Below are 24,123 nucleotides of genomic sequence, written 5' to 3'. Positions count from 1 at the left end.
GAATTACTTGAGTATGGCTCAACAACAGGCTATTGCAGCAGAGTGGTGAGTCAATATTAAATCAATAATTATAAATAGTTATGCAGAGCACTCACCAAAACGGCTTTGGTGAGTGCTGTTGCACTATTTATTGCATCAGAAATTTTTCAAGAAACTGGCGAGTACGAGGTTGCTGAGGATCGGTAAATAAAGCCTTTGCGGGTCCCTGCTCCACTATCCGTCCTTGATCCATAAATATCGCCCGGTCGGCAACATCACGTGCAAAGCTCATTTCATGCGTCACAATAACCATGGTGCGTTTTTCCAGCGCCAACTGACGAATGGTGCTCAGTACCTCGCCAACCAGTTCCGGATCAAGCGCGGACGTTGGCTCATCAAAGAGGATCACTTCCGGACGCATCGCCAGCGCCCGGGCAATAGCCACGCGCTGCTGCTGTCCGCCGGATAAACGCCGCGGATAACTTGTTTCTTTACCCGCAAGCCCTACCTTCGCCAGCAGTTCACGCGCACGGGCTGTCGCTTCATCCTTCGCCTCACCTTTGACAATAACCGGCCCTTCAATAATGTTCTCCAGCACCGTACGATGCGGAAACAAATTAAAGTTCTGGAACACGAAGCCCACGTGCTGACGCAACTGACGGATTAATCCCTTTTGCTGATTCAGGGAGCGTGCGGTATCAATAGTAATGTCACCAACTTTGATCGTGCCCGCCTCCGGTTGCTCGAGCAAATTAATGCTACGCAACAGGGTGGTTTTCCCCGAGCCGCTCGGCCCGATAATTGCCACGACTTCACCGGGTTTAACATCCAGATCGATACCGTGTAGCACCGTTTGCCCGTGAAATTTTTTCACCAGGTTTCTGACTTCGATAGCACTCATTTCGGCTCTCTCTCCTGGCGGTTTAGCTGCTCTTCAAAATAGTTCTGCAGTGCGGAAAGCACCGTCGCCATCACCCAGTAAATCAGCGAGGCCGCCAGATACATGGTGAACACCTCCAGCGTACGCGAAGTAATCAGTTGTGCCTGACGGAACAGTTCCGGTACCTGAATCGTCGCGGCCAGTGAAGTGTCTTTCACCAGGCTGATAAAGCTGTTACTCAGCGGCGGCAAGGCTACGCGCGCAGCCTGTGGCAGGATCGCCCTGCGCATTGTCTGCCACGGCGTCATACCAATACTCGCCCCGGCCTCCCACTGGCCTTTGTCGATGGAGGAGATTGCCGCGCGCAGCGTTTCCGCCGCGTAAGCCGCCGTATTCAGCGACAGACCAATCATCGCCGCCGGGACAGGATCCAGTTCAATGCCAAACTGCGGCAGGCCGTAATAGATCATGAACAGCTGGGCTATCAGCGGGGTTCCGCGAAAAATAGAAATGTAAAAGCGCGCCAGCCAGCGGACAGGTAACAGCGGCGACAGGCGCATCAGTGCGAGGATAAACCCCAGCACCAGCCCGAAAAACATCCCGCCAATACTCAGCTGAAGCGTAAATACCGCACCTTTCAGCAGATATGGCAGCGAATCAATCACCAGTTGGATACTTTCTTGCATTAGCGTTTTTCTACCTTGCCGTTACACATGAGGATGGTAGGCAAACAGCGCAGGCGCCCCACCGGTATGAATAAAGAGAATTGGCCCTTCATCTTTAAAACGTTTCTGGCTGATGCCGTCGATTAATCCTGCCATCGCTTTACCGGTATAGACCGGATCCAACAAGATACCTTCCAGACGCGCTAACAGTTTTACCGCTTCCATGCCTTCTTCATTTGGCATACCGTAGCCCGGCGCAAAATACTCATCCCACAACAGAATATCTGCCGCAGCCGTCAGTTCCAGTTCACTGGCAATAGCCTGTTGAAGTGCAACAACTTTAGGCTTTTGATCGGCTACACTGCGCGATACGGTCACCCCTATCAGCTCAACACCTGGCATCAGTTGTTCCAGGCCAACGGCCAGACCGGCATGCGTTCCCGCGCTGCCTGATGCTACCACGACAGAAGAGAGCTCAACCGCGCCCTCACACTGTTGAGCAATTTCCAGCGCGCTTTCAACATAGCCCAATGCACCAAGCGCATTTGAACCGCCGACCGGGATCACATACGGACGAAACCCTTGAGCCTCAATGCGTGTCGCCAGTTCCTGGAGCTGCGCGTTCGGGTCAGTCAGCGCATCACACATTTCAATCTGGGTATTGAACAGATCTAACAGCAGGCGGTTACCGTTACTGAGATAGTTTTCAGCAGTTGTGCCAATCGGGTTTTCCAGCAGCGCCACGCAATGTAGCCCCAGCTTCGCCGCCACCGCCGCCGTCTGGCGAACGTGGTTAGACTGAATGGCGCCCGCGGTTATCAGCGTATCTGCGCCTTCACGCAGCGCGTCCGCCGCCAGAAACTCCAGCTTGCGCAGCTTATTGCCGCCCATTGCCATCGGCGTGACGTCATCACGTTTAATGAAAATATCGCGTCCGAGATAATCGGAAAAACGCGGGAGATATTCGAGCGGCGTTGGCGCGCCAATAAATTCCAGACGCGGAAAGCGCGTTAAGTTATGCAGTGGCATAGAGCCTCCGGTATTGACTCGTTGTCTTTCGGGCCGCACGTACATTGGCTGCAACCCAAAATCCATTGAGCAGACGTTGTTGTGATGTTCTTTTTATTATGCACATTAAGGCGCTGTGAAATAAAAAAAGGCGCTGTTAAAGGCGCCTTTTTTATTCGGGTGACGATTATTTCGTCACATCCGCCCCAAACCATTTCTCAGAGAGGGCTTTCAGCGTACCGTCTTTCTGCATATCCGCAATTGCTGCATCCACTGCTTTCAGCAGATCTTCGTTGCCTTTACGCAGCGCCACGCCAGACTCCTGACGGGAGAAGGCTTCACCGGTTACAGCCAGCGTGTCTTTGGTTTTCTTAACCAGATCCAACGCAGCCAGACGGTCAACCAGAATGGCGTCAATACGGCCTACGCGCAAATCCTGGTATTTAGTCGGATCATCATCATAGGTGCGGATATCTACGCCCTGTACGTTCTGGCGCAGCCACTCTTCATAGTTGGTTCCCAGACCGACGCCAACTTTTTTACCTTTCAGATCAGCAGCGGTCTTAATAACGCCTTCATTGCCTTTTTTCACCAGCGCCTGGATACCGGAAACCGTATACGGGGTAGAGAAATCATATTTTTTCTTACGTTCGTCAGAGATGGTCACCTGGTTGATGACGACATCAATGCGCTTTGAATCAAGTGATGCCAGCATGCCATCCCATTTGGTCGGCTTCAGCGAGGCCTGAACCCCAAGGTGCTTTGCCAGTTCCTGGGCAAATTCCACTTCAAAACCGGTCAACTTGCCGTCATCACCCTGAAAACTAAACGGGGGATAGGTCCCTTCAAGACCCACCAGCAGCGTGCCGCGCTCTTTCACTTTATTTAACAGACCTTCATCCGCATAAGTCTTTACACTCATTCCGGCGACAAGTGCAACAGCCATTACACCCATCAGAGCCTGACGTCCCAGAAGTGCTAATTTCATAGTTACCCCGAATATTGTCATTAGTGACTGCTATTTATGAGCATAGTGTAAAGCGTTTGCCGTGATCCACAAACACGACTCTGTTACACCTTATTCGTTTTTAATATATATCAGAACTGGCTGTCCAGGAGGATTTCTGCATATGTCCCATATGCGTATGGGCTTTAAACTGCTCATATTTTCGCAGCGCAATGCGGTAATTGTTAGTACTGGTTTGCGGTAACCACGGGGCGAGGTTTTCGTCGAGGAATCCTTCCTGCAGCAGGTCATGGGAGATATTCTGCTCGGTCAGATGATTGCCGAGGCGACGCAGGCGAACGACATATTCGCGTACCGTACCGTGGCTCATCTCGGTTTGCTCAAACAAAAATTGTTTAAAGCCGATGATGTCAAAAAAGTCGCTTTGTTCTTTGCAATGCAAATCACCGCAAAAACGGCATAACGCCACCCACTCTTTTTTTTCCTGCTCCCAGGCGGCGTCATCCATCAGCGTATCCAGGCGGGCGATAGCGATTTTATTCACAATCTGTCCCCGGCGGACCAACGTGATCCTGTCGAGTAACTTAAAGCAATGGGCGCAATGCGTCTGGCTGTGTTTGAAATCTTTGAGGTAGCGGCTTAGAGGCCGTCTTTTTGATTGCTGCACCGTCATGATAACTCCTGGTAGTCAATACGTTATGCGGCATTGTTCAGGGGTAAAATTACCCCTAGAGCTTACCCAGTTTGGTGCGTAGACGTTTGATAGCCTGGCTGTGCAACTGACTGACCCGTGATTCGCCCACTTCCAGAACAGCACCAATCTCTTTCAGATTCAGCTCTTCCTGGTAGTACAGCGTCAACACCAGTTTCTCGCGCTCCGGCAACGCGTCAATCGCGTCCATCACGCGCTGGCGCAGGTTCCCCTCAAGAAGCTGTTGTAACGGGTTTTCCTGCTGGTGCTCTTCGGTCACCAGCTCAATACTATCGCCATGCTCTTCCCGCCACTCATCGTATGAGAAGAGTTGGCTGTTATTGGTATCAAGCAACATCTGACGATACTCTTGCACAGGAATAGCCAGACGCTCCGCCACTTCGGTTTCCGTCGCGTTGCGCCCTAATTCCTGCTCCAGTTGCCCCATCGCCTGTGCCACTTCGCGAGCATTGCGCCGGACACTACGCGGCACCCAATCCCGGCTGCGTAGTTCGTCCAGCATAGCTCCACGAATACGCTGCACTGCGTAAGTGGTAAATGCCGTTCCTTGCAAAGCGTCATATCGGTCAACTGCATTCAATAACCCGATGCCGCCCGCTTGTAGCAGGTCATCCAGTTCTACGCTCGCCGGCAAGCGCACCTGAAGGCGCAATGCTTCGTGACGCACCAACGGTACATAACGCTGCCACAGCGAGTGTTTATCCATTACACCTTCAGCGGTATACAGTGAATTCACGATAAACAGCCCTGCGTTAAATGAGTTATCGGCATGATTATCCGTTTCTGCAGGGGTTTTAATCGGGTGAATAGTGGGTGAAATGAGGGGTTATTTGGGGGTTACGGGTAAAGCTGAATGTAAAAAACCCCGCCGTAGCGGGGTTTGCGCGATAAGTGTAAATTAACGCAGCAGAGACAGAACGTTCTGCGTGGTCTGGTTAGCCTGAGCCAGAACAGAAGTACCCGCCTGTTGCAGAATGTTTGCACGAGACATGTTGGACACTTCGGTCGCGTAGTCAGCATCTTCGATACGGCTACGGGCTTCAGACAGGTTGTTTACGGTGTTGCCCAGGTTAGTGATGGTAGAGTTGAAACGGTTCTGTACCGCACCCAGGTCGGAACGCAGGTCAGCAACTTTCGCCAGCGCCGCGTCAATTTTCGCCAGCGGGCTTTCGGTAGTAGCAGTCGCAATTTCATTCAATTTTGGTTCAGCTTTGAAATTGTGATCTTTTACTTTCTCAGCGAGATAGTCTTTGCCACCGACGTTAGCAATTTCTGTTTTACCGTTGACACCACCGAGTTGCACTGCAGCAATTGCGGCCTTACCATTCTTATCAGTATATTCTACTTCTTTAATAGACACTGCTTTATTGTCGTCTACAGAAGCTGCATAGTATTTGCCACTATCAGTTTTGAGAGCATAACCCCCATCAATAGCCTTACCATTGTTATCAGTGAAGGATACTTTGACCAGTTTAGCGGTACCTGCATCAGTAGTATCAGCCCCACCTTTAATCAAAGCTGCTTTTGCATTAGTAAGATCAATTGGTACAGCTTCCTGGAATGACTTAACATCTTTTGTGACTTTTGGAAGAACATCTTTGTCAGCATCGGCTAATGTCACTTTACCATCTGCAGCCGCAACCTTAACTTCATAAATACCACTGGTTGTAGCAGCGCCACCGGTAACATCTAACTCTGCATAATATTTGTTATTTTCCGCATCAAACTGCACTTCACCTTTAATAGCTACAGCGGTTGCCGCAGCATCTTTGGTTTTAATAGTGGTTAATGCCGCAGCCATGTCCGCTTTATCAATTGTAATACCAGCCTTATCCTGATACCCAAAATCAGCAGCCACATCAGAAACCTTATATTTCTGCTGCACGTTCAGTGAATCCAGCCCCAGGGTTTTGGAGTTGATTTCCTGCAGGTTGATATCGATGGTTTCGCCATCGTTGGCACCGACCTGGATGGTCAGGGTGTTGTCTTTCGCCAGTACTTTCACGCCGTTGAACTGGGTCTGACCGGATACGCGGTCGATTTCGTTCAGACGCTGAGTGATTTCAGCCTGGATGGAGTCGAGGTCAGACTGGGAGTTGGTACCAGTAGAAGACTGAACCGCCAGCTCACGAACACGCTGCAGGTTGTTGTTGATTTCAGACAGAGAACCTTCGGTGGTCTGCGCGATGGAGATACCATCGTTGGCGTTACGGGACGCCTGAGTCAGACCTTTGATGTTAGAGGTGAAGCGGTTAGCGATAGCCTGACCAGCAGCATCGTCTTTCGCGCTGTTGATACGCAGGCCGGAAGACAGACGCTCGATAGCGGAGCTCAGGGAAGACTGAGATTTGTTCAGGTTATTCTGGGTCAACAGCGACAGGCTGTTTGTATTGATGACTTGTGCCATGATCTTTTCCTTATCAATTACAACTTGATGTTATTGGGCTGTTGCCCACGGTTTCTCACCGTAACCCATGTATCGGCACGTTAATTTCGAACTTTAGAAAATTTTCACTTTCCGCCCTCTTTTTTCTTAGCCCCTGAAATACCCTCTTTAATTGCCACTATTCTGCGCATTATTTTTGCAAAACTATTATTAAACTTTGCGCGCAGATTGCCGATAAAGCGCTTAACTACTGTTTGCAATCACAAGGAATTAGGCATGCCTTCATTTACATCACTGGGCGTTGGTTCGAACTTACCGCTGGATACATTGCTGACAAACTTAACGACGGCTGAGAAAAAGCGCTTAACGCCTATTACCCAGCAACAGAGCGCTAACACCTCGCGTCTTACCGCTTACGGCACGCTAAAAAGTGCATTAGAAAAATTTCAGACGGCGAATACCGCACTAAACAGCGCCGATCTGTTTAAAAGCACCACAGCCACCAGCAGCACAGAAGATTTAAAAGTCAGCACCAGCGCAGGTGCGGCTCCGGGTAAATATACCGTTAGCGTGACCCAACTGGCACAGGCGCAGTCGTTATCGACTACGTCAAAGATTACCTCTACCAAAGAACAGTTGGGCGATACCAGCGTTGATGAGCGCACTATTACGATCTCACAGCCAGGCCGTAAAGAACCGCTGGAAATCAAGTTAGGCAAAGGCGAAACCTCTCTCGAAGATATCCGGGATGCCATTAACGATGCAGACAGCGGCATTTCTGCAAGCCTGGTAAAAGTGAAAGATGACGATTACCAGTTGGTATTAACCGCAGAGAGCGGCACCGAAAGCGAAATGACGATCTCGGTGTCGAATGATACGAAACTGAACGATTTACTGTCTTATGACAGCAAAGCCGGCAGCGGGAAGATGAAACAACTGGTCGGTGCGCAAAATGCACAGTTGACCGTCAACGGCATCGATATTGAACGTCAAAGCAATACCGTAACCGACGCACCGCAAGGCATCACGCTTGAGCTGACCAAAGAAATCAAAGATGCTTCCATCACTGTCACAAAAAGTGATGAAAAGGCCACTGCCGCAATTAAGACCTGGGTGGATGCCTATAACTCGCTGGTCGATACCTTTGGCACGCTGACTAAATATAAAGAAGTTGAACCGGGTGAAGCAGCAAGTACGGATAACGGCGCACTGTTGGGTGACAGTGTTTTACGTACTATCCAAAACGGTATTCGTGCTCCATTTGCGAACAGTGGCAGCGAATCCCCGTTTAAAACCATGTCTGAGATTGGCATTACTCAGGACGGCGGCACCGGTAAGCTAAAAATTGATGAAGAGAAGCTGGCTAAAGCGCTGAAAGATAACACAGCAGCCACCCGCGAACTGCTGGTTGGCGATGGCAAAGAAACGGGGATTACCACCAAGATTGCCACTGAAGTAAAAAGCTATCTGGCTGATGACGGCATTATCGACAATGCGCAGGACAATATTAACGCCAATCTGAAACTGCTGACTAAGCAGTATCTGACCGTAAGTAATAGCATTGACGAAGTCGTGGCACGCTATAAAGCGCAGTTTACGCAACTGGACTCAATGATGAGCAAACTGAACAGCACCAGTACTTATCTGGGTCAACAATTTTCAGCGATGAATAATTCCTGATAACACGAGGTAAGCATGTATACCGCGAGCGGTACCAAAGCCTATGCACAGGTCAGTGTGGAGAGCGCCGTGATGAGCGCCAGTCCGCATCAGCTGATCGAAATGTTGTTTGATGGCGCGCACAGCGCCCTGGTGCGCGCTCGCCTGTTTATGCAGCAGGGTGATATCGTTGCCAAAGGTGAAGCATTGAGCAAGGCGATCAATATTATCGACAATGGCCTGAAGGCAGGCCTGGACCATGAAAAAGGTGGGGAGCTCGCAACCCATCTGTCATCACTTTATGACTATATGGTTCGTCGTTTGTTGCACGCAAATCTGAACAATGATTGCCAGGCCATTGAAGAAGTCGAAGCATTGCTCGGCAATATTGCGGAAGCCTGGAAACAGATCTCACCCAACGCGTCGTCCCAGGAGTCCCGTTAATGACCTCAGCCGTGGAGTTTATCAACCGTTGGCAGCGCATCGCGCTACTCAGTCACTCGCTGCTGGAACTGGCGCAGCGCGGTGAATGGGACCTTTTACTGGAACAGGAAGTTAGCTATCTGCAAAGTATTGAAGTGGTCATGGAAGAAAAAACTCCACCAGGCATTACGCGAAGCGTTCAGGATCTGGTTGCCGGGTATATTAAACAGACGCTGGATAACGAACAGTTACTCAAAGCATTGCTGCAACAGCGGCTGGATGAACTCAGCGGTCTGATCGGTCAGTCAACCCGTCAGAAGACGCTGAATAACGCCTATGGTCGTCTTTCTGGCATGCTGTTGGTTCCCGACGCTCCAACCACCCCATAATAATTTCCCGTCTCGCCTGAATAATCTTCCATACTCCAGAGGTCGGCCAATCGACTTCTGGAGCACGGAAGATGAAAAATCCCACGTTATTGCAGTACTTCCACTGGTATTACCCTGATGGTGGTCACCTGTGGTCCGAACTTGCCGCACGCGCTGGCGGACTCAATGATATCGGCATCAATATGGTATGGCTTCCGCCCGCCTATAAAGGCGCTTCAGGCGGGTATTCTGTCGGTTACGACTCTTACGATCTGTTTGATCTGGGCGAGTTCGATCAAAAAGGCACCATCGCCACTAAATACGGCGATAAAAACCAACTGCTGGCGGCAATAGATGCGCTGAAACACAACGATATTGCCGTCCTGCTGGACGTGGTGGTAAACCACAAAATGGGCGCGGATGAGAAAGAAGCAATCCGTGTCCAGCGCGTTAACGCCGAGGACCGCACGCAAATTGACGACGAGATCGTCGAATGTGAAGGCTGGACACGCTACACCTTCCCTGCCCGCGCGGGTCAGTATTCTCAATTCATCTGGGACTTTAAATGCTTCAGCGGCATCGATCACATCGAAAACCCGACCGAGGATGGCATTTTCAAAATCGTTAATGATTACACCGGTGAAGGCTGGAACGATCAGGTTGATGATGAATTAGGCAATTTTGACTATCTGATGGGCGAGAATATCGATTTCCGTAACCATGCCGTGACCGAAGAGCTCAAATACTGGGCACGTTGGGTGATGGATCAAACACATTGTGACGGCTTTCGCCTCGATGCGGTGAAGCACATTCCAGCCTGGTTTTATAAGGAGTGGATCGAACACGTGCAAGAGGTTGCGCCAAAGCCGCTGTTTATTGTCGCTGAATACTGGTCTCACGAAGTGGACAAACTACAAACCTATATCAACCAGGTGGAGGGGAAAACCATGCTTTTCGATGCCCCTTTGCAAATGAAGTTTCATGAAGCGTCCCGTCAGGGCCGCGATTATGATATGAGCCAGATATTCACCGACACGCTGGTTGAGGCCGACCCATTCCATGCGGTGACGTTAGTCGCCAATCACGATACCCAGCCGTTACAGGCGCTGGAAGCCCCCGTAGAGCCCTGGTTTAAACCGTTGGCCTACGCGCTGATCCTGTTGCGAGAAAATGGTGTACCGTCGGTTTTCTATCCCGATTTATACGGCGCGCACTACGAAGATACCGGAGGCGATGGCGAAACCTATCCTATCGACATGCCAATCATTGAACAGCTTGATGAGCTAATCCTGGCCCGCCAGCGCTTCGCCCATGGCATACAAACGTTGTATTTTGATCACCCCAACTGTATTGCTTTTAGCCGGAGCGGCACAGACGATGATCCGGGCTGTGTGGTAGTGCTGTCCAACGGTGATGACGGTGAAAAGACCATCGCGCTCGGCGTGAATTACGCCAATAAAACCTGGCGTGACTATCTGGGCAATCGAGAAGAAAGTGTGGTGACAGACGAAAATGGCGAGGCGACGTTTTTCTGCAATGGCGGCAGCGTTAGCGTATGGGTGATTGAAGAGGTGTTGTAATGCACAACCCCGGTGGCGCGGGCTACCGGGGCACAAAGCTTATGGCAGCGGTGTAGCCAGTGGCGTTTTCTTTAACACCTCGGCACACTCCTGCGTTGGGCGCTCAACTCGTTGCAGCGTCATGCCGTCGTATTCCAGCGTATTGCCTTCGCGGTCAATTTCATACAGCTCGCGCTTCGCCGTCACGTTGGTGAGATCGCCGGAGATCATGGTCAATTTCCCCGGCACGGCAATCACCCGCTGCCACTGGCGACAATCCAGCGTATCCCCCTCTTTAGTGACCACCAGACTGGCGATGGCTTCCGGACTCACCAGCGCACGCTGCGGACCTTTTGACTGCCAGTACCCTTCCAGACCGGCGGGGGCTGGCGTTTTCACCACGTCGTTATAATTTTCTACCTCGGCGCATCCGGCAAGGGCCAGCAACGCACCAATGATTGCTAATTTTTTCATCATTCATCCTGCATGCGAAGAAAGTGGGATTGTGGCATTAAACCCCTGATGTCGCCAGCCTTTCGGGTGTGCGGATAAATATTGATCCAGGCAATAATACTTCTTATTACTAATAGTCAAAAATTCTGAACGGTGTAGTATCCACAACTCTTGTTAAATACCTTCTGAGTTCAGAGGCAAAACGCATGTCATGGCAACACTTCAAACAGGCCTGGTTAATTAAATTTTGGGCCCCTGCCCCTGCGGTCATCGCGGCGGGTATTCTCTCCACTTACTATTTCGGCATTACGGGTACCTTCTGGGCCGTTACCGGTGAATTCACCCGCTGGGGTGGTCAAATCCTGCAACTGTTTGGCATTCACGCCGAAGAGTGGGGATACTACAAACTGATCCACCTCGAAGGCTCTCCGCTGACCCGCATCGACGGGATGATGATCCTCGGTATGTTCGGTGGCTGCTTTGCCGCAGCGCTGTGGGCCAACAACGTTAAATTACGCATGCCTCGTAGCCGGGTACGTATTATGCAGGCGATTATCGGTGGGATGATTGCCGGTTTCGGCGCACGTCTGGCCATGGGTTGTAACCTTGCTGCGTTTTTCACCGGTATTCCGCAGTTCTCACTGCATGCCTGGTTCTTCGCACTGGCTACGGCGATTGGTTCATGGTTCGGCGCGCGCTTTACCCTGTTACCAATGTTTCGTATTCCGGTCAAAATGCAGAAAGTGTCCGCGGCATCACCGTTAACGCAAAAACCAGAGCAGGCTCGTCGCCGCTTTCGCCTTGGTATGCTGGTGTTTATCGGCATGATCGGTTGGGCGCTGCTGACGGCAATGGATAAACCCAAGCTCGGGCTTGCCATGCTGTTCGGTGTTGGTTTTGGCCTGCTGATTGAACGGGCGCAAATCTGTTTCACCTCGGCCTTCCGCGATCTGTGGATTTCCGGGCGCACCCATATGGCAAAAGCGATCATCTTCGGGATGGCGGTCAGCGCCATCGGTATTTTCAGCTATGTACAACTGGGCGTAGAGCCGAAGATCATGTGGGCAGGTCCCAACGCAGTGATCGGTGGCTTACTGTTTGGCTTTGGGATCGTGCTGGCTGGCGGCTGTGAAACTGGCTGGATGTACCGAGCAGTTGAGGGTCAGGTGCACTACTGGTGGGTCGGTCTGGGTAACGTTATCGGCTCTACCATTCTGGCGTACTACTGGGATGACTTTGCTCCTGCACTTGCCACCAGTTGGGATAAAGTGAATCTGCTTAATACCTTTGGTCCACTCGGTGGCCTGCTGGTGACTTATCTGCTGTTGTTTGCCGCGCTGATGCTGATCATTGGCTGGGAAAAACGCTTCTTCCGCCGTGCCGGGCTGACGCCGGCTAAGGAATCCGCATGAAAAATATCGTCCCTGATTACCGCCTCGACATGGTTGGTGAACCGTGCCCATACCCGGCCGTTGCAACGCTGGAGGCGATGCCACAGTTGAAGAAAGGTGAAATTCTGGAAGTGGTGAGCGATTGCCCGCAGTCGATCAACAATATCCCACTGGATGCCCGTAATCACGGATATACAGTTCTGGATATTCAGCAGGATGGCCCAACGATTCGCTATCTGATTCAGAAGTAACGTTATTCTCCCGTTGCGTCGTGCAGCGGGAGATTTTTCAGCTCACTACACCTGCATGCTCATCACTTCCTGGTACGCCGATACCAGTTTGTTTCGCACCTGAATGCCCATTTGCATTGAGACCGACGCTTTTTGCATATCGGTCATCACATCATTCAACGCAATACCGGGTTCGCCCAGAGTAAATTTTTCTGCCTGCACGCGAGAGGCAGTTTGCACATCGCTGATTCGGTCTAACGCCGCATGCAGCTGACCGGCAAAGCTCACGGTTGGCTGTGGCTGCATATCCTGCATTTTCGCTGACGTCGCCGTGGCCTGTAGCTGGCTGATGACCCCTTCAATCCCCTGTATTGCCGACATACTGATCCCCTGGATGTTTTTTTACCTAGCAGAGATTACCAGCTCGTCAATAAGATAAAGGCGCTAAATAACGATAAAAAACCTCGGTTTTTGGCGCATAGAAAAATGAGAAACCGCAAATAATGAGACCGTCAATTTTTCGAGTTTGCTGACCCGGGAGTGAGTCTTGTTCCACTTTGCAAAAAACGCCGTCCACGATAATCCACGAGGTGCGAGATGAGTGCGACAGCATCGACTGCAACCCAACTTAAACCTCTCGAGTGGTTAAATCGCCTGCGCGCGAATCCCAGAATTCCTCTGATTGTGGCGGGTGCTGCCGCCGTCGCTATTATTGTGGCGATGGTCCTGTGGGCCAAAGCGCCTGATTACCGCACACTGTTCAGCAACCTTTCCGATCAGGACGGCGGCGCAATCGTCACCCAACTGACGCAGATGAACGTTCCCTATCGTTTCACCGAGGGAAGCGGCGCTATTGAAGTCCCTGCTGATAAAGTCCATGAACTGCGTTTGCGCCTGGCGCAGCAAGGCCTGCCGAAAGGTGGCGCGGTGGGCTTTGAGCTGCTGGATCAGGAAAAATTTGGCATCAGCCAGTTTAGCGAGCAAGTGAACTACCAGCGTGCGCTGGAAGGCGAGCTGGCCCGTACCATTGAAACTTTGGGACCGGTCAAACGCGCCCGTGTTCACCTGGCGATGCCAAAACCTTCGCTGTTCGTACGTGAGCAAAAATCACCTTCTGCCTCTGTCACCGTGAATCTTGAACCGGGACGGGCGCTTGATGAAGGTCAAATTAGCGCGGTAACACACCTGGTTTCCAGTGCCGTCGCGGGTTTGCCGCCTGGCAACGTCACGCTGGTCGATCAGGCGGGTCATCTGTTAACCCAGTCGAATACCAGCAGCCGCGATCTGAACGATGCGCAGTTGAAATATGCCAGCGATGTTGAAAGTCGTGTTCAGCGTCGTATTGAATCGATCCTGTCCCCTATCGTCGGTAACGGTAACGTCCACGCGCAGGTTACCGCACAGCTGGATTTTGCCAGCAAAGAGCAAACCGAAGAGCAGTACAGTCCGAACGGCGATGAGTCGCAGGCGGTACTGCGTTCACGTCAGTTGAACGTCAGCGAGCAGATAGGTAGTGGGTATCCTGGCGGAGTTCCAGGAGCGTTGTCTAATCAGCCAGCCCCGGCTAATACCGCACCAATCGCTACGCCACCGGCTAATCAGCAAAATGCACAGAATGCACAAACGACGCAGACGGCCAATAACGCCAACACTAGCCCGCGTAATACCCAGCGCAATGAGACCAGCAACTACGAAGTCGACCGTACCATTCGTCACACCAAGATGAATGTGGGCGATGTGCAACGCCTCTCCGTAGCGGTCGTGGTCAACTATAAAACGTTGCCGGATGGCAAGCCCCTGCCGTTAACCGCTGATCAGATGAAACAAATTGAGGACCTGACCCGCGAAGCTATGGGCTTCTCCGATAAACGCGGCGATACCCTCAACGTGGTGAATTCACCCTTCACGGCGACAGACGAAACAGGCGGAGAGTTACCGTTCTGGCAGCAGCAGTCCTTTATTGAACAGCTGATGGTTGCCGGACGTTGGTTACTGGTTCTGCTGGTTGCCTGGATCCTGTGGCGTAAAGCAGTACGTCCGCAACTCCTGCGTCGCAGCGAAGAGGCGAAAGCCGCGAACGAGCAGACGCGAGTCCGTCAGGAAACCGAAGAAGCGGTAGAAGTTCGTCTCAGCAAAGATGAGCAGACCCAGCAACGTCGTACGAATCAGCGTCTGGGTGCAGAAGTCATGAGCCAGCGTATTCGCGAAATGTCAGATAACGATCCGCGCGTCGTGGCGCTGGTCATCCGCCAGTGGATAAATAACGAACATGAGTAATCTTAGCGGCACCGATAAAAGCGTCATTTTACTGATGACCATTGGCGAAGATCGCGCGGCTGAGGTGTTTAAGCACCTTTCCACGCGCGAAGTTCAGGCACTCAGTACGGCGATGGCCAATGTCCGGCAGATCTCCAATAAGCAATTGACGGATGTACTGGCCGAGTTTGAGCAAGAAGCAGAACAGTTCGCGGCGCTGAACATCAACGCTAACGAATACCTGCGTTCTGTCCTGGTGAAAGCGCTGGGCGAAGAACGTGCCTCCAGCCTGCTGGAAGATATTCTGGAAACTCGCGATACCACCAGCGGCATTGAAACGCTCAACTTTATGGAGCCACAAAGCGCCGCCGACCTTATCCGCGACGAACACCCGCAGATCATTGCCACTATTCTGGTACACCTCAAACGTGGTCAGGCTGCCGATATTCTGGCGCTGTTTGACGAGCGTTTACGCCACGATGTGATGCTGCGTATTGCCACCTTCGGCGGCGTGCAACCTGCCGCACTGGCTGAGCTGACCGAAGTACTGAACGGCCTGCTCGACGGTCAGAACCTCAAACGCAGCAAAATGGGCGGCGTGAGAACAGCAGCAGAAATTATCAACCTGATGAAAACACAACAGGAAGAAGCAGTTATTACCGCCGTACGCGAATTCGACGGCGAGCTGGCGCAGAAAATTATCGACGAGATGTTCCTGTTCGAAAACCTGGTGGATGTCGACGATCGCAGCATCCAGCGTCTGCTGCAGGAAGTGGATTCCGAATCGCTGTTGATCGCTCTGAAAGGTGCCGAACAGCCGCTGCGCGAGAAGTTCCTGCGCAATATGTCGCAGCGTGCCGCCGATATCCTGCGCGACGACCTCGCCAACCGCGGTCCGGTACGTTTGTCTCAGGTGGAAAACGAACAGAAAGCTATTCTGCTTATTGTGCGTCGCCTGGCAGAAACCGGCGAAATGGTGATCGGCAGCGGCGAGGATACCTATGTCTAACGAACTGCCATGGAAAGTCTGGACACCGGACGATCTCGCACCGCCAATGGCGGAGTTTGTACTGGCCGAACACAGCGATGATCCGCTGTCCGAAGAGGCAGAAGAGCCACAGCTATCTGCTGAGCAGCAGCTTGAACAACAGCTGGCGCAGATGCAGCTCCAGGCCCATGAGCAGGGGTATAACGCCGGTCTGGCTGAAGGTCGACAGAAAGGACATGAGCAGGGTTATCAGGATGGTTTAGCACAGGGTCTGGAACAAGGTCAGAACCAGGCCCGCGCTCAGCATGCGCCGATTCATGCCCGCATGCAGCAACTGGTGAGCGAGTTTCAAAATACGCTGGATGCGCTGGACAGCGTGATCGCCTCACGCCTGATGCAGATGGCGCTGGAGGCAGCACGTCAGGTTATTGGTCAGACACCGATTGTCGATAACGCCGCGCTGATTAAACAAATCCAGCAGTTGTTACAACAAGAGCCGCTGTTCAGCGGTAAACCGCAGTTACGCGTACACCCGGACGATCTCCAGCGTGTAGAAGAGATGCTGGGCGCGACCCTTAGCCTGCACGGTTGGCGGCTACGCGGCGACCCTACTTTGCACCATGGCGGGTGCAAAGTGTCGGCCGACGAAGGCGATCTTGACGCCAGCGTTGCTACACGCTGGCAAGAACTTTGCCGCCTGGCAGCACCAGGAGTCGTGTAATGACAACGCGCCTGACTCGCTGGCTCAATACGCTGGATAACTTCGAAGAGAAAATGTCGCTGCTACCGTCTGTGCGTCGCTACGGACGCCTGACCCGTGCAACGGGGCTGGTACTGGAGGCTACAGGCTTACAACTGCCGCTGGGCGCAACCTGCGTCATTGAGCGTCAGGAAGGTACTGAAACTCAGGAAGTTGAAAGCGAGGTAGTGGGCTTTAACGGCCAACGGCTGTTTCTGATGCCGCTCGAAGAAGTTGAAGGCGTTCTGCCCGGTGCACGCGTTTACGCGAAAAACATTGCAGGTGAAGGACTGCAAAGCGGAAAACAATTGCCGCTTGGCCCGGCCCTGTTGGGGCGTGTTCTCGACGGCAGCGGTAAACCGCTCGATGGCCTGCCTGCTCCCGATACTACGGAAACCGGTGCGTTAATCACGCCACCGTTTAACCCGCTGCAACGTACCGCGATTGAACACGTGCTGGATACCGGAGTGCGCCCAATCAATGCGCTGTTAACCGTTGGACGAGGTCAGCGTATGGGGCTTTTCGCCGGTTCCGGCGTCGGTAAAAGTGTCCTGCTCGGCATGATGGCACGTTACACCCAGGCCGATGTTATCGTCGTTGGCCTGATAGGCGAACGTGGTCGCGAAGTTAAAGACTTTATCGAAAATATTCTCGGGGCTGACGGTCGCGCACGCTCCGTGGTGATTGCCGCTCCGGCGGATGTGTCCCCGCTGTTGCGTATGCAGGGTGCCGCTTATGCCACACGCATTGCCGAAGATTTTCGCGATCGCGGTCAGCACGTGCTGCTGATTATGGATTCCCTCACCCGCTACGCGATGGCGCAGCGTGAGATTGCTCTGGCTATCGGCGAACCGCCCGCGACCAAAGGCTATCCGCCATCGGTGTTTGCGAAATTGCCTGCGCTGGTGGAACGTGCCGGGAACGGTATTCACGGCGGCGGTTCAGTTACCGCATTTTATACCGTACTGACCGAGGGCGATGACCAGCAGGATCCGATAGCCGACTCCGCCCGTGCGATCCTTGACGGACACATTGTCCTGTCTCGTCATCTGGCTGAAGCTGGCCACTATCCGGCAATAGATATCGAGGCGTCAATCAGCCGCGCAATGACCGCGCTCATCAGTGAAAAACACTATGCGCGGGTGCGTAACTTTAAACAACTACTGTCCAGTTTCCAGCGTAACCGCGATTTAGTCAGCGTGGGCGCGTATGCCAAAGGCAGCGATCCGATGCTGGATAAAGCCATCGCCTTGTGGCCGCAACTGGAAGCATTTTTACAGCAAGGCATCTTTGAACGAGCCGACTGGGAAGACTCCCTGCAGGCTTTGGATCTGATTTTCCCTGGGGTGTGATAAAGCAGGAGAACATAGGTCATGGCACAACATGGTGCGCTGGCAACGCTGAAAGACCTGGCTGAAAAAGAGGTAGATGACGCCGCGATTCTTTTGGGAGAAATGCGTCGTGGATGTCAGCAGGCGGAAGAACAGTTGAAGATGCTGATCGATTATCAGCATGAGTACCGTACCAATCTTAATAGCGATATGGGTCAGGGTATTACCAGTAACCGCTGGATTAACTACCAGCAATTTATTCAAACGCTGGAAAAAGCGATTGAACAGCATCGCCAACAGCTTAATCAGTGGACGCAGAAAGTTGACCAGGCGCTCAACAGCTGGCGCGATAAAAAGCAACGGCTTCAGGCATGGCAGACTCTGCAGGACAGACAGACCACGGCGGCCTTACTGGCTGAAAACCGACTGGATCAGAAGAAAATGGATGAATTTGCTCAGCGTGCAGCTATGAGGAAACCCGAATGATTACTTTGCCCCAACTGATCACCACCGACACCGACGTAGCCGCAGGTCTTCAGTCAGGAAAAGCGGTAGATTCACCCGAGGATTTTTTAGCTCTGCTGGCTGGCGCACTAGGCGCGGGCGACGCGCAGGGTAAAGATGCGCCACTGTCCCTTGCGGATTTACAGGCGGCAGGAAGCAAACTGCAAAAGGGATTGCTGCAAAAAAATGGCGACACCACGCAAACAGCAAAGCTAGCCGACCTCCTGGCACAAAAAGAGGTGCAGACAGATGCCACGCTGGGCGATTTGACTGACGCACAGCAACTGCTGTCAGCACTTACCCCGTCGCTGAAAGTCAATGCCCTGTCAACGTTGAGCAAGGCCGCCCAACAGGACGAAAAAACGACAACGCTGAGCGATGAAGATCTCGCCAAGCTGAGTGCGCTGTTCGCCATGCTGCCAGGTCAACCAGCCGTTACGCCAGCCGCTGACACACCGACTGCACCGGCCGATACCGCCCTGGCCACCCTGTTACGCGGCAATGCGCACGGTGCTAATGTGGATAATACCGCGGCGCTCGCAGCAGGTGACATGAAAAAAGGTAAAACGGATACCGCAGTACACACCAGTGGCGTTGATCAGGCCAGTAATCCGACATTAACACCGATGGCGGCTGCCGCTGCTGCCAGAACTGAGATCGAGAGCGCCCCCTCGCCAACGACCGCGAGTGTAGCAATAGCACCGCCGGTTGGCAGCCAAACACACGCGCAGCCACTGCCCACAGCCGCACCGGTATTGAGCGCGCCATTGGGTAGCCACGAATGGCAGCAATCGCTGAGCCAGCACGTTACGTTGTTCACTCGTCAGGGCCAGCAAAGCGCCGAACTGCGTCTGCATCCGCAGGATTTGGGTCAGGTACAAATTTCTCTCAAGCTCGATGACAACATGGCGCAGTTGCAAATGATGTCGCCGCATAGCCATGTTCGAGCGGCACTGGAAGCGGCATTACCGATGCTGCGCACTCAGTTGGCTGAAAGCGGGATCCAGTTGGGGCAAAGTAGCATCAGCAGCGAAAGTTTTGCCGGTCAACAGCAGTCATCTGCCCAGCAGCAACAGACTGGTCGCGCCCACGGGCAAGATCTTTTTGCCTCCGAAGATGAAGCAATGATGGCAGCACCGGCCTCGTTGCAAGCCATTGCGCGCGGTGATGGCGCAGTAGACATCTTCGCCTAACGCCAGAGGTAGCATGATTATCCGCGTCTTTTCCACGCTTTGTCGTGGACAGGACACGGGATAATCAGCCCATAAGCTGTACCGAAACAGGAAGCCCGTATCTGATGACTGACTCCGCGATTAACAAAAAGAGTAAACGCGCTATTTGGATCCCTCTGCTGGTGTTAATTACCCTCGCCGCCTGCGCAACTGCGGGATATAGCTACTGGCGCATGCAGCAGCAGCCGTCCGCCAGCGTCAAAGCGGAACCAGCCCCACCGCCGGCCCCGGTCTTTTTTGCACTGGATACGTTTACCGTCAATCTGGGCGATGCGGATCGCGTATTGTATATCGGCGTTACGCTACGCATGAAAGACGAAGCTACGCGCGCGCGTCTTAACGAATATCTACCAGAAGTACGCAGCCGTTTACTGCTGCTGTTTTCTCGTCAAAATGCCGCCACGCTCTCTACTGAGGAAGGCAAGCAACAACTGATTGCCGCCATCAAAGAGACACTCGCGACTCCGCTCGTTGTCGGGCAACCAAAACAGGTTGTCACCGACGTTCTTTATACAGCTTTTATTCTGCGGTAAAGACATGGGCGACAGTATTCTTTCTCAGGCTGAAATTGACGCATTGCTTAACGGCGATAGCGAAACTAAAGACGAACCCATTTCCGGTATTGCAAACGAAAGCAATATTCGTCCGTATGATCCCAATACGCAACGCCGCGTAGTACGTGAGCGTTTGCAAGCGCTGGAGATTATTAACGAACGTTTTGCGCGCCAGTTCCGGATGGGGTTATTTAACCTGCTACGCCGTAGCCCGGATATTACCGTGGGTGCGATCCGTATCCAGCCATATCACGAGTTTGCGCGTAACTTACCGGTTCCGACCAACCTGAACTTAATCCACCTGAAACCACTACGCGGTACGGGTCTGGTGGTGTTCTCGCCAAGTCTGGTGTTTATCGCCGTCGATAACCTGTTCGGCGGTGATGGCCGTTTCCCGACAAAAGTGGAAGGGCGCGAGTTTACCCATACTGAACAGCGCGTGATCAATCGCATGCTGAAGCTGGCGCTGGAAAGCTACAGCGACGCATGGAAAGCGATCAACCCGTTGGAAGTGGAGTACGTTCGTTCCGAGATGCAGGTGAAGTTTACCAATATCACCACATCACCCAATGACATCGTCGTGAATACGCCCTTCCATGTTGAGATTGGCAACCTGACCGGTGAATTTAACATCTGTCTGCCATTCAGCATGATTGAACCTTTACGCGAACTACTGGTTAACCCGCCGCTGGAAAACTCGCGTAATGAAGATCAGAACTGGCGCAATAATCTGGTGCGTCAGGTTCAGCATTCTGAGCTGGAGCTGGTGGCAAACTTTGCCGACATTCCGCTGCGGCTATCCCAGATTTTAAAGCTGAAACCCGGCGATGTACTGCCGATTGAAAAACCCGACCGCATTATTGCTCATGTGGACGGCGTGCCTGTGCTGACCAGCCAATATGGCACCGTAAACGGTCAGTATGCGTTACGCGTAGAACATTTGATAAACCCGATTTTGAATTCGCTGAATGAGGAACAGCCCAAATGAGTGATATGAATAATCCGTCCGATGAGAACACTGGCGCATTGGACGATCTGTGGGCTGACGCGTTAAACGAGCAAAAAACAACCACAACTAAAAGTGCGGCCGATGCAGTATTTCAGCAGCTAGGCGGTGGCGACGTCAGCGGTGCTCTGCAGGATATCGATCTGATCATGGATATTCCGGTCAAACTGACCGTCGAACTGGGGCGCACGCGCATGACCATTAAAGAGCTGCTGCGTCTGACGCAGGGTTCCGTCGTTGCACTGGACGGCCTGGCGGGGGAACCGCTGGATATTCTGATCAACGGTTATCTAATTGCCCAGGGCGAAGTCGTCGTTGTCGCGGATAAATACGGTGTACGTATCACCGATATTATTACGCCGTCTGAACGTATGCGCCGTCTGAGTCGTTAATGATGAATACCCAGGCCACTGTTTCTCAGCCAGCCGCTGTATCCGGATCTCCGTTGGTACAGGTAAGTGGCGCGCTGCTCGGGATCATCGTGTTGATCCTGGCGGCAGCCTGGGTCATTAAACGTCTGGGATTTGCACCGAAAGGGACCGGTACGCGAGGGCTAAAAGTCTCGGCCAGTACTTCATTAGGTCCGCGCGAGCGCGTGGTCATTGTTGAGGTCGAGGATGCGCGCCTGGTGCTGGGCGTCACTGCATCACAGATAAACGTACTGCACACCCTCCCCCCTGCGCCCATTATTGCAGAAGAAAAACCGGCCTCCCCTGCGGATTTCCAGGCCATGATGAAGAGTTTGCTCAAGCGTCCCGGGAGATCCTGATGCGCCGTTTGTTTTCCCTCACGCTGGTAGGCTTGTGGCTGATCAGCCCTGCCGCCTTCGCCCAGCTTCCTGGCCTTGTCAGCCAACCGTTGCCCGGCGGAGGTCAGAGCTGGTCTTTGCCTGTACAAACGCTGGTGTTTATCACCTCCCTGACGTTCCTGCCCGCTATTTTACTGATGATGACCAGCTTCACCCGCATCATCATCGTATTCGGTCTGTTGCGTAACGCGCTGGGAACACCATCCGCCCCACCCAACCAGGTTCTGCTCGGACTGGCGCTGTTTCTGACTTTTTTCATCATGTCTCCGGTGATCGACAAAATCTACGTTGACGCGTATCAACCGTTCAGCGAAGAGAAGATCTCCATGCAGGAAGCAATGGAGAAAGGTGCTCAGCCGTTGCGTGAATTTATGCTACGCCAGACCCGTGAAGCTGACCTGGCGTTATTTGCGCGCCTGGCAAACAGCGGACCGTTACAGGGACCGGAAGCGGTTTCCATGCGTATTTTGCTTCCCGCTTACGTCACCAGTGAACTGAAAACAGCATTTCAGATAGGTTTTACTATTTTCATTCCCTTCCTGATCATCGATCTGGTTATCGCCAGCGTACTGATGGCGCTCGGGATGATGATGGTGCCACCTGCCACCATTGCGCTGCCATTTAAGCTGATGTTGTTTGTGCTGGTTGATGGCTGGCAGTTGCTTGTCGGCTCGCTTGCACAAAGCTTTTACAGTTAGAGGCGCGAAATGACTCCTGAATCGGTCATGATGATGGGCACAGAGGCAATGAAAGTTGCCCTTGCCCTCGCCGCACCTTTGCTGCTGGTGGCTCTCGTCACGGGGCTTATCATCAGTATTCTGCAAGCAGCAACCCAGATTAACGAAATGACGCTGTCCTTCATTCCCAAAATCGTCGCCGTCTTTATTGCCATCATCGTTGCCGGCCCGTGGATGCTTAACCTGTTGCTCGACTACGTACGTACGTTGTTCGGCAATATCCCCTATATCATCGGGTAGACAACACTATGCTGCAGGTGACCAGCGTTGAGTGGCTCCACTGGCTGAATCTTTACTTCTGGCCACTGCTGCGCGTGCTGGCGCTCATTTCTACAGCACCAATTCTCAGTGAGCGTGCGATACCCAAACGGGTGAAACTGGGGTTGGGACTGATGATAACCATTGTTATCGCCCCGTCACTTCCCTCGATTGACGTCCCCATTTTTTCCGCCGGGGCGTTATGGCTGGCGATGCAGCAAATCCTGATCGGTATCGCGTTAGGATTCACTATGCAGTTTGCATTTGCCGCGGTTCGTACAGCCGGTGAATTAATCGGCCTGCAAATGGGCCTTTCCTTCGCCACCTTCTTCGACCCAGGAAGTCGTCTGAATATGCCTGTGCTGGCAAGACTGATGGATATGCTCGCAATGTTGCTGTTTTTGACCTTTAACGGTCACTTATGGCTGATCTCACTGCTGGTGGATACCTTTCATACCCTGCCCATAGGGGGCAATCCGGTTAACAGTAATGCGTTTCTCGCCCTCGCCCGCGCAGGCAGCTTAATCTTCCTCAACGGACTGATGCTTGCCTTGCCGGTAATGACCTTGTTGCTTACCCTCAACCTCGCACTCGGATTACTAAATCGTATGGCGCCACAGTTGTCGGTATTTGTGATTGGCTTTCCGCTGACCCTGACCGTGGGTATTTCATTAATGGCCGCCCTGATGCCATTAATTGCACCGTTTTGTGAGCGATTATTCAGTGAAATTTTTAATTTGTTGGCCGATATCGTCAGCGAAATGCCTGTAAATAATAGTCCATAACTTTTATCCTGTTTTACTAAGGATTGTCCTAAATTTATAAACCAACAACATCCACCAGGATATATCTGTCGCGGTTTATTTGTTTTAGCCTCACTCACATATCGCAACATTTACTTTACTTTAAGATGTTTCCTGGCAAATTATACTCAACTTTACGGGATAGTAATTTCGCCTGAAAAACAGCGAAAGCGTCATCTTGGGTAGTTATTATTCCGTTTAGTTGTGATGCAATAATCAGGTAAGGG

28 protein-coding genes are annotated in these 24,123 nt (G+C 52.4%); 19 read left to right on the top strand and 9 right to left on the bottom strand.

Translation table 11 applies throughout. From position 1 onward, the window contains the following. Positions 1-127 precede the first annotated feature (127 nt). The 7 genes from tcyN to SK36_RS07720 form a co-directional block, all read right to left on the bottom strand. Positions 128-880, bottom strand: a complete 753-nt coding sequence (tcyN, locus tag SK36_RS07750) for an L-cystine ABC transporter ATP-binding protein TcyN (protein ID WP_045444281.1) — start codon at positions 878-880, stop codon at positions 128-130. Further along, the gene (gene tcyL / locus SK36_RS07745) at positions 877-1,545 is read right to left on the bottom strand and encodes a cystine ABC transporter permease (protein WP_045444284.1); all 669 of its coding nucleotides are present in this window, start codon (positions 1,543-1,545) and stop codon (positions 877-879) included. Before tcyL ends, tcyN begins: the two co-directional genes overlap by 4 nt. Positions 1,546-1,566: 21 nt before the next feature. Beyond that, the gene (gene dcyD, locus SK36_RS07740) at positions 1,567-2,553 is read right to left on the bottom strand and encodes a D-cysteine desulfhydrase (RefSeq protein ID WP_048221233.1); all 987 of its coding nucleotides are present in this window, start codon (positions 2,551-2,553) and stop codon (positions 1,567-1,569) included. 166 nt (positions 2,554-2,719) lie between these two features. Beyond that, on the bottom strand, positions 2,720-3,520 hold the full coding sequence (gene tcyJ, locus SK36_RS07735) for a cystine ABC transporter substrate-binding protein (protein ID WP_045444291.1): 801 nt from the start codon (positions 3,518-3,520) through the stop codon (positions 2,720-2,722). A 100-nt stretch (positions 3,521-3,620) separates the two neighbouring features. Next, a complete protein-coding gene (gene fliZ / locus SK36_RS07730) occupies positions 3,621-4,172 on the bottom strand; it encodes a flagella biosynthesis regulatory protein FliZ (protein ID WP_045444294.1) in 552 nt (183 codons plus the stop codon). A gap of 55 nt (positions 4,173-4,227) precedes the next feature. Beyond that, positions 4,228-4,947 (bottom strand): RNA polymerase sigma factor FliA, encoded by a 720-nt coding sequence (locus SK36_RS07725; RefSeq protein WP_045444297.1) that lies wholly within the window; start codon positions 4,945-4,947, stop codon positions 4,228-4,230. A 162-nt stretch (positions 4,948-5,109) separates the two neighbouring features. Next, positions 5,110-6,618, bottom strand: a complete 1,509-nt coding sequence (locus SK36_RS07720; protein WP_048221231.1) for a FliC/FljB family flagellin — start codon at positions 6,616-6,618, stop codon at positions 5,110-5,112. Between the two features lie 255 nt (positions 6,619-6,873). Between SK36_RS07720 and fliD the strand changes: the two genes are divergently transcribed. From fliD to amyA, 4 genes are all read left to right on the top strand, one after another. After that, positions 6,874-8,277 (top strand): flagellar filament capping protein FliD, encoded by a 1,404-nt coding sequence (fliD, locus tag SK36_RS07715; RefSeq protein WP_048221229.1) that lies wholly within the window; start codon positions 6,874-6,876, stop codon positions 8,275-8,277. Positions 8,278-8,292: 15 nt separating this feature from the next. Further along, the gene (fliS, locus tag SK36_RS07710) at positions 8,293-8,700 is read left to right on the top strand and encodes a flagellar export chaperone FliS (protein WP_045444306.1); all 408 of its coding nucleotides are present in this window, start codon (positions 8,293-8,295) and stop codon (positions 8,698-8,700) included. Continuing rightward, on the top strand, positions 8,700-9,068 hold the full coding sequence (fliT, locus tag SK36_RS07705) for a flagella biosynthesis regulatory protein FliT (RefSeq protein ID WP_045444309.1): 369 nt from the start codon (positions 8,700-8,702) through the stop codon (positions 9,066-9,068). Before fliS ends, fliT begins: the two co-directional genes overlap by 1 nt. Before the next feature lie 71 nt (positions 9,069-9,139). Continuing rightward, positions 9,140-10,627: an alpha-amylase gene (gene amyA, locus SK36_RS07700; RefSeq protein WP_048221227.1), complete on the top strand. Its 1,488-nt coding sequence runs from the start codon at positions 9,140-9,142 to the stop codon at positions 10,625-10,627. A 39-nt stretch (positions 10,628-10,666) separates the two neighbouring features. On the opposite strand, the gene yedD is transcribed toward amyA, so the two are convergent. Next, entirely contained in the window at positions 10,667-11,080 is a 414-nt protein-coding gene (yedD, locus tag SK36_RS07695; protein WP_048221226.1) for a lipoprotein YedD, read from the bottom strand. 185 nt (positions 11,081-11,265) lie between these two features. Between yedD and yedE the strand changes: the two genes are divergently transcribed. Further along, the gene (yedE, locus tag SK36_RS07690) at positions 11,266-12,471 is read left to right on the top strand and encodes a selenium metabolism membrane protein YedE/FdhT (RefSeq protein ID WP_048221225.1); all 1,206 of its coding nucleotides are present in this window, start codon (positions 11,266-11,268) and stop codon (positions 12,469-12,471) included. Then, positions 12,468-12,701: a sulfurtransferase-like selenium metabolism protein YedF gene (gene yedF, locus SK36_RS07685; RefSeq protein WP_000790504.1), complete on the top strand. Its 234-nt coding sequence runs from the start codon at positions 12,468-12,470 to the stop codon at positions 12,699-12,701. The genes yedE and yedF overlap by 4 nt, the downstream gene beginning before the upstream one ends. A gap of 45 nt (positions 12,702-12,746) precedes the next feature. On the opposite strand, the gene fliE is transcribed toward yedF, so the two are convergent. Beyond that, on the bottom strand, positions 12,747-13,061 hold the full coding sequence (gene fliE, locus SK36_RS07680) for a flagellar hook-basal body complex protein FliE (RefSeq protein WP_045444321.1): 315 nt from the start codon (positions 13,059-13,061) through the stop codon (positions 12,747-12,749). Between the two features lie 216 nt (positions 13,062-13,277). Here fliE and fliF point away from each other — a divergent pair, with 216 nt between their 5' ends. The 13 genes from fliF to fliR all read left to right on the top strand — a co-directional run bounded on the left by fliF (position 13,278) and on the right by fliR (position 23,878). Continuing rightward, entirely contained in the window at positions 13,278-14,957 is a 1,680-nt protein-coding gene (fliF, locus tag SK36_RS07675) for a flagellar basal-body MS-ring/collar protein FliF (protein WP_045444324.1), read from the top strand. Beyond that, positions 14,950-15,945, top strand: a complete 996-nt coding sequence (fliG, locus tag SK36_RS07670; RefSeq protein WP_045444327.1) for a flagellar motor switch protein FliG — start codon at positions 14,950-14,952, stop codon at positions 15,943-15,945. The genes fliF and fliG overlap by 8 nt, the downstream gene beginning before the upstream one ends. After that, entirely contained in the window at positions 15,938-16,645 is a 708-nt protein-coding gene (gene fliH, locus SK36_RS07665; protein WP_045444329.1) for a flagellar assembly protein FliH, read from the top strand. The genes fliG and fliH overlap by 8 nt, the downstream gene beginning before the upstream one ends. Continuing rightward, positions 16,645-18,015, top strand: coding sequence for a flagellar protein export ATPase FliI (gene fliI, locus SK36_RS07660; RefSeq protein WP_045444331.1), 1,371 nt, complete (start codon positions 16,645-16,647; stop codon positions 18,013-18,015). Before fliH ends, fliI begins: the two co-directional genes overlap by 1 nt. A gap of 21 nt (positions 18,016-18,036) precedes the next feature. Then, positions 18,037-18,480, top strand: coding sequence for a flagellar export protein FliJ (fliJ, locus tag SK36_RS07655; protein ID WP_045444334.1), 444 nt, complete (start codon positions 18,037-18,039; stop codon positions 18,478-18,480). Beyond that, a complete protein-coding gene (gene fliK, locus SK36_RS07650; protein WP_048221223.1) occupies positions 18,477-19,691 on the top strand; it encodes a flagellar hook length control protein FliK in 1,215 nt (404 codons plus the stop codon). Before fliJ ends, fliK begins: the two co-directional genes overlap by 4 nt. 104 nt (positions 19,692-19,795) lie before the next feature. Then, complete coding sequence (gene fliL, locus SK36_RS07645; RefSeq protein ID WP_045444339.1) at positions 19,796-20,263, top strand: flagellar basal body-associated protein FliL; 468 nt, start codon at positions 19,796-19,798, stop codon at positions 20,261-20,263. A gap of 4 nt (positions 20,264-20,267) precedes the next feature. Continuing rightward, positions 20,268-21,272 (top strand): flagellar motor switch protein FliM, encoded by a 1,005-nt coding sequence (gene fliM, locus SK36_RS07640; protein ID WP_045444342.1) that lies wholly within the window; start codon positions 20,268-20,270, stop codon positions 21,270-21,272. Continuing rightward, positions 21,269-21,682, top strand: a complete 414-nt coding sequence (fliN, locus tag SK36_RS07635; RefSeq protein ID WP_005127761.1) for a flagellar motor switch protein FliN — start codon at positions 21,269-21,271, stop codon at positions 21,680-21,682. Before fliM ends, fliN begins: the two co-directional genes overlap by 4 nt. After that, a complete protein-coding gene (gene fliO, locus SK36_RS07630; RefSeq protein ID WP_136345466.1) occupies positions 21,682-22,059 on the top strand; it encodes a flagellar biosynthetic protein FliO in 378 nt (125 codons plus the stop codon). The genes fliN and fliO overlap by 1 nt, the downstream gene beginning before the upstream one ends. Further along, positions 22,059-22,796, top strand: coding sequence for a flagellar type III secretion system pore protein FliP (gene fliP, locus SK36_RS07625; protein ID WP_045444346.1), 738 nt, complete (start codon positions 22,059-22,061; stop codon positions 22,794-22,796). Before fliO ends, fliP begins: the two co-directional genes overlap by 1 nt. Positions 22,797-22,805: 9 nt before the next feature. Next, positions 22,806-23,075 (top strand): flagellar biosynthesis protein FliQ, encoded by a 270-nt coding sequence (gene fliQ / locus SK36_RS07620; RefSeq protein ID WP_045444349.1) that lies wholly within the window; start codon positions 22,806-22,808, stop codon positions 23,073-23,075. 8 nt (positions 23,076-23,083) lie between these two features. Then, positions 23,084-23,878, top strand: coding sequence for a flagellar biosynthetic protein FliR (gene fliR, locus SK36_RS07615; protein WP_045444352.1), 795 nt, complete (start codon positions 23,084-23,086; stop codon positions 23,876-23,878). Positions 23,879-24,123: the final 245 nt, after the last annotated feature.

The organism is Citrobacter sp. MGH106, from assembly GCF_001037495.1.
GTDB classification, from domain to species: domain Bacteria; phylum Pseudomonadota; class Gammaproteobacteria; order Enterobacterales; family Enterobacteriaceae; genus Citrobacter; species Citrobacter murliniae.
Note: the sequence above shows the minus strand (reverse complement) of the source record. Positions and strands in the feature narration are given on the sequence as shown.

What these genes read in the sequence shown, in the direction of transcription:
- tcyN (WP_045444281.1), bottom strand. Translation starts at nt 880, where the DNA reads ATGAGTGCTATCGAAGTCAGAAACCTGGTGAAAAAATTTCACGGGCAA.
- tcyL (WP_045444284.1), bottom strand. Translation starts at nt 1,545, where the DNA reads ATGCAAGAAAGTATCCAACTGGTGATTGATTCGCTGCCATATCTGCTG.
- dcyD (WP_048221233.1), bottom strand. Translation starts at nt 2,553, where the DNA reads ATGCCACTGCATAACTTAACGCGCTTTCCGCGTCTGGAATTTATTGGC.
- tcyJ (WP_045444291.1), bottom strand. Translation starts at nt 3,520, where the DNA reads ATGAAATTAGCACTTCTGGGACGTCAGGCTCTGATGGGTGTAATGGCT.
- fliZ (WP_045444294.1), bottom strand. Translation starts at nt 4,172, where the DNA reads ATGACGGTGCAGCAATCAAAAAGACGGCCTCTAAGCCGCTACCTCAAA.
- SK36_RS07720 (WP_048221231.1), bottom strand. Translation starts at nt 6,618, where the DNA reads ATGGCACAAGTCATCAATACAAACAGCCTGTCGCTGTTGACCCAGAAT.
- fliD (WP_048221229.1), top strand. Translation starts at nt 6,874, where the DNA reads ATGCCTTCATTTACATCACTGGGCGTTGGTTCGAACTTACCGCTGGAT.
- fliS (WP_045444306.1), top strand. Translation starts at nt 8,293, where the DNA reads ATGTATACCGCGAGCGGTACCAAAGCCTATGCACAGGTCAGTGTGGAG.
- fliT (WP_045444309.1), top strand. Translation starts at nt 8,700, where the DNA reads ATGACCTCAGCCGTGGAGTTTATCAACCGTTGGCAGCGCATCGCGCTA.
- amyA (WP_048221227.1), top strand. Translation starts at nt 9,140, where the DNA reads ATGAAAAATCCCACGTTATTGCAGTACTTCCACTGGTATTACCCTGAT.
- yedD (WP_048221226.1), bottom strand. Translation starts at nt 11,080, where the DNA reads ATGAAAAAATTAGCAATCATTGGTGCGTTGCTGGCCCTTGCCGGATGC.
- yedE (WP_048221225.1), top strand. Translation starts at nt 11,266, where the DNA reads ATGTCATGGCAACACTTCAAACAGGCCTGGTTAATTAAATTTTGGGCC.
- yedF (WP_000790504.1), top strand. Translation starts at nt 12,468, where the DNA reads ATGAAAAATATCGTCCCTGATTACCGCCTCGACATGGTTGGTGAACCG.
- fliE (WP_045444321.1), bottom strand. Translation starts at nt 13,061, where the DNA reads ATGTCGGCAATACAGGGGATTGAAGGGGTCATCAGCCAGCTACAGGCC.
- fliF (WP_045444324.1), top strand. Translation starts at nt 13,278, where the DNA reads ATGAGTGCGACAGCATCGACTGCAACCCAACTTAAACCTCTCGAGTGG.
- fliG (WP_045444327.1), top strand. Translation starts at nt 14,950, where the DNA reads ATGAGTAATCTTAGCGGCACCGATAAAAGCGTCATTTTACTGATGACC.
- fliH (WP_045444329.1), top strand. Translation starts at nt 15,938, where the DNA reads ATGTCTAACGAACTGCCATGGAAAGTCTGGACACCGGACGATCTCGCA.
- fliI (WP_045444331.1), top strand. Translation starts at nt 16,645, where the DNA reads ATGACAACGCGCCTGACTCGCTGGCTCAATACGCTGGATAACTTCGAA.
- fliJ (WP_045444334.1), top strand. Translation starts at nt 18,037, where the DNA reads ATGGCACAACATGGTGCGCTGGCAACGCTGAAAGACCTGGCTGAAAAA.
- fliK (WP_048221223.1), top strand. Translation starts at nt 18,477, where the DNA reads ATGATTACTTTGCCCCAACTGATCACCACCGACACCGACGTAGCCGCA.
- fliL (WP_045444339.1), top strand. Translation starts at nt 19,796, where the DNA reads ATGACTGACTCCGCGATTAACAAAAAGAGTAAACGCGCTATTTGGATC.
- fliM (WP_045444342.1), top strand. Translation starts at nt 20,268, where the DNA reads ATGGGCGACAGTATTCTTTCTCAGGCTGAAATTGACGCATTGCTTAAC.
- fliN (WP_005127761.1), top strand. Translation starts at nt 21,269, where the DNA reads ATGAGTGATATGAATAATCCGTCCGATGAGAACACTGGCGCATTGGAC.
- fliO (WP_136345466.1), top strand. Translation starts at nt 21,682, where the DNA reads ATGATGAATACCCAGGCCACTGTTTCTCAGCCAGCCGCTGTATCCGGA.
- fliP (WP_045444346.1), top strand. Translation starts at nt 22,059, where the DNA reads ATGCGCCGTTTGTTTTCCCTCACGCTGGTAGGCTTGTGGCTGATCAGC.
- fliQ (WP_045444349.1), top strand. Translation starts at nt 22,806, where the DNA reads ATGACTCCTGAATCGGTCATGATGATGGGCACAGAGGCAATGAAAGTT.
- fliR (WP_045444352.1), top strand. Translation starts at nt 23,084, where the DNA reads ATGCTGCAGGTGACCAGCGTTGAGTGGCTCCACTGGCTGAATCTTTAC.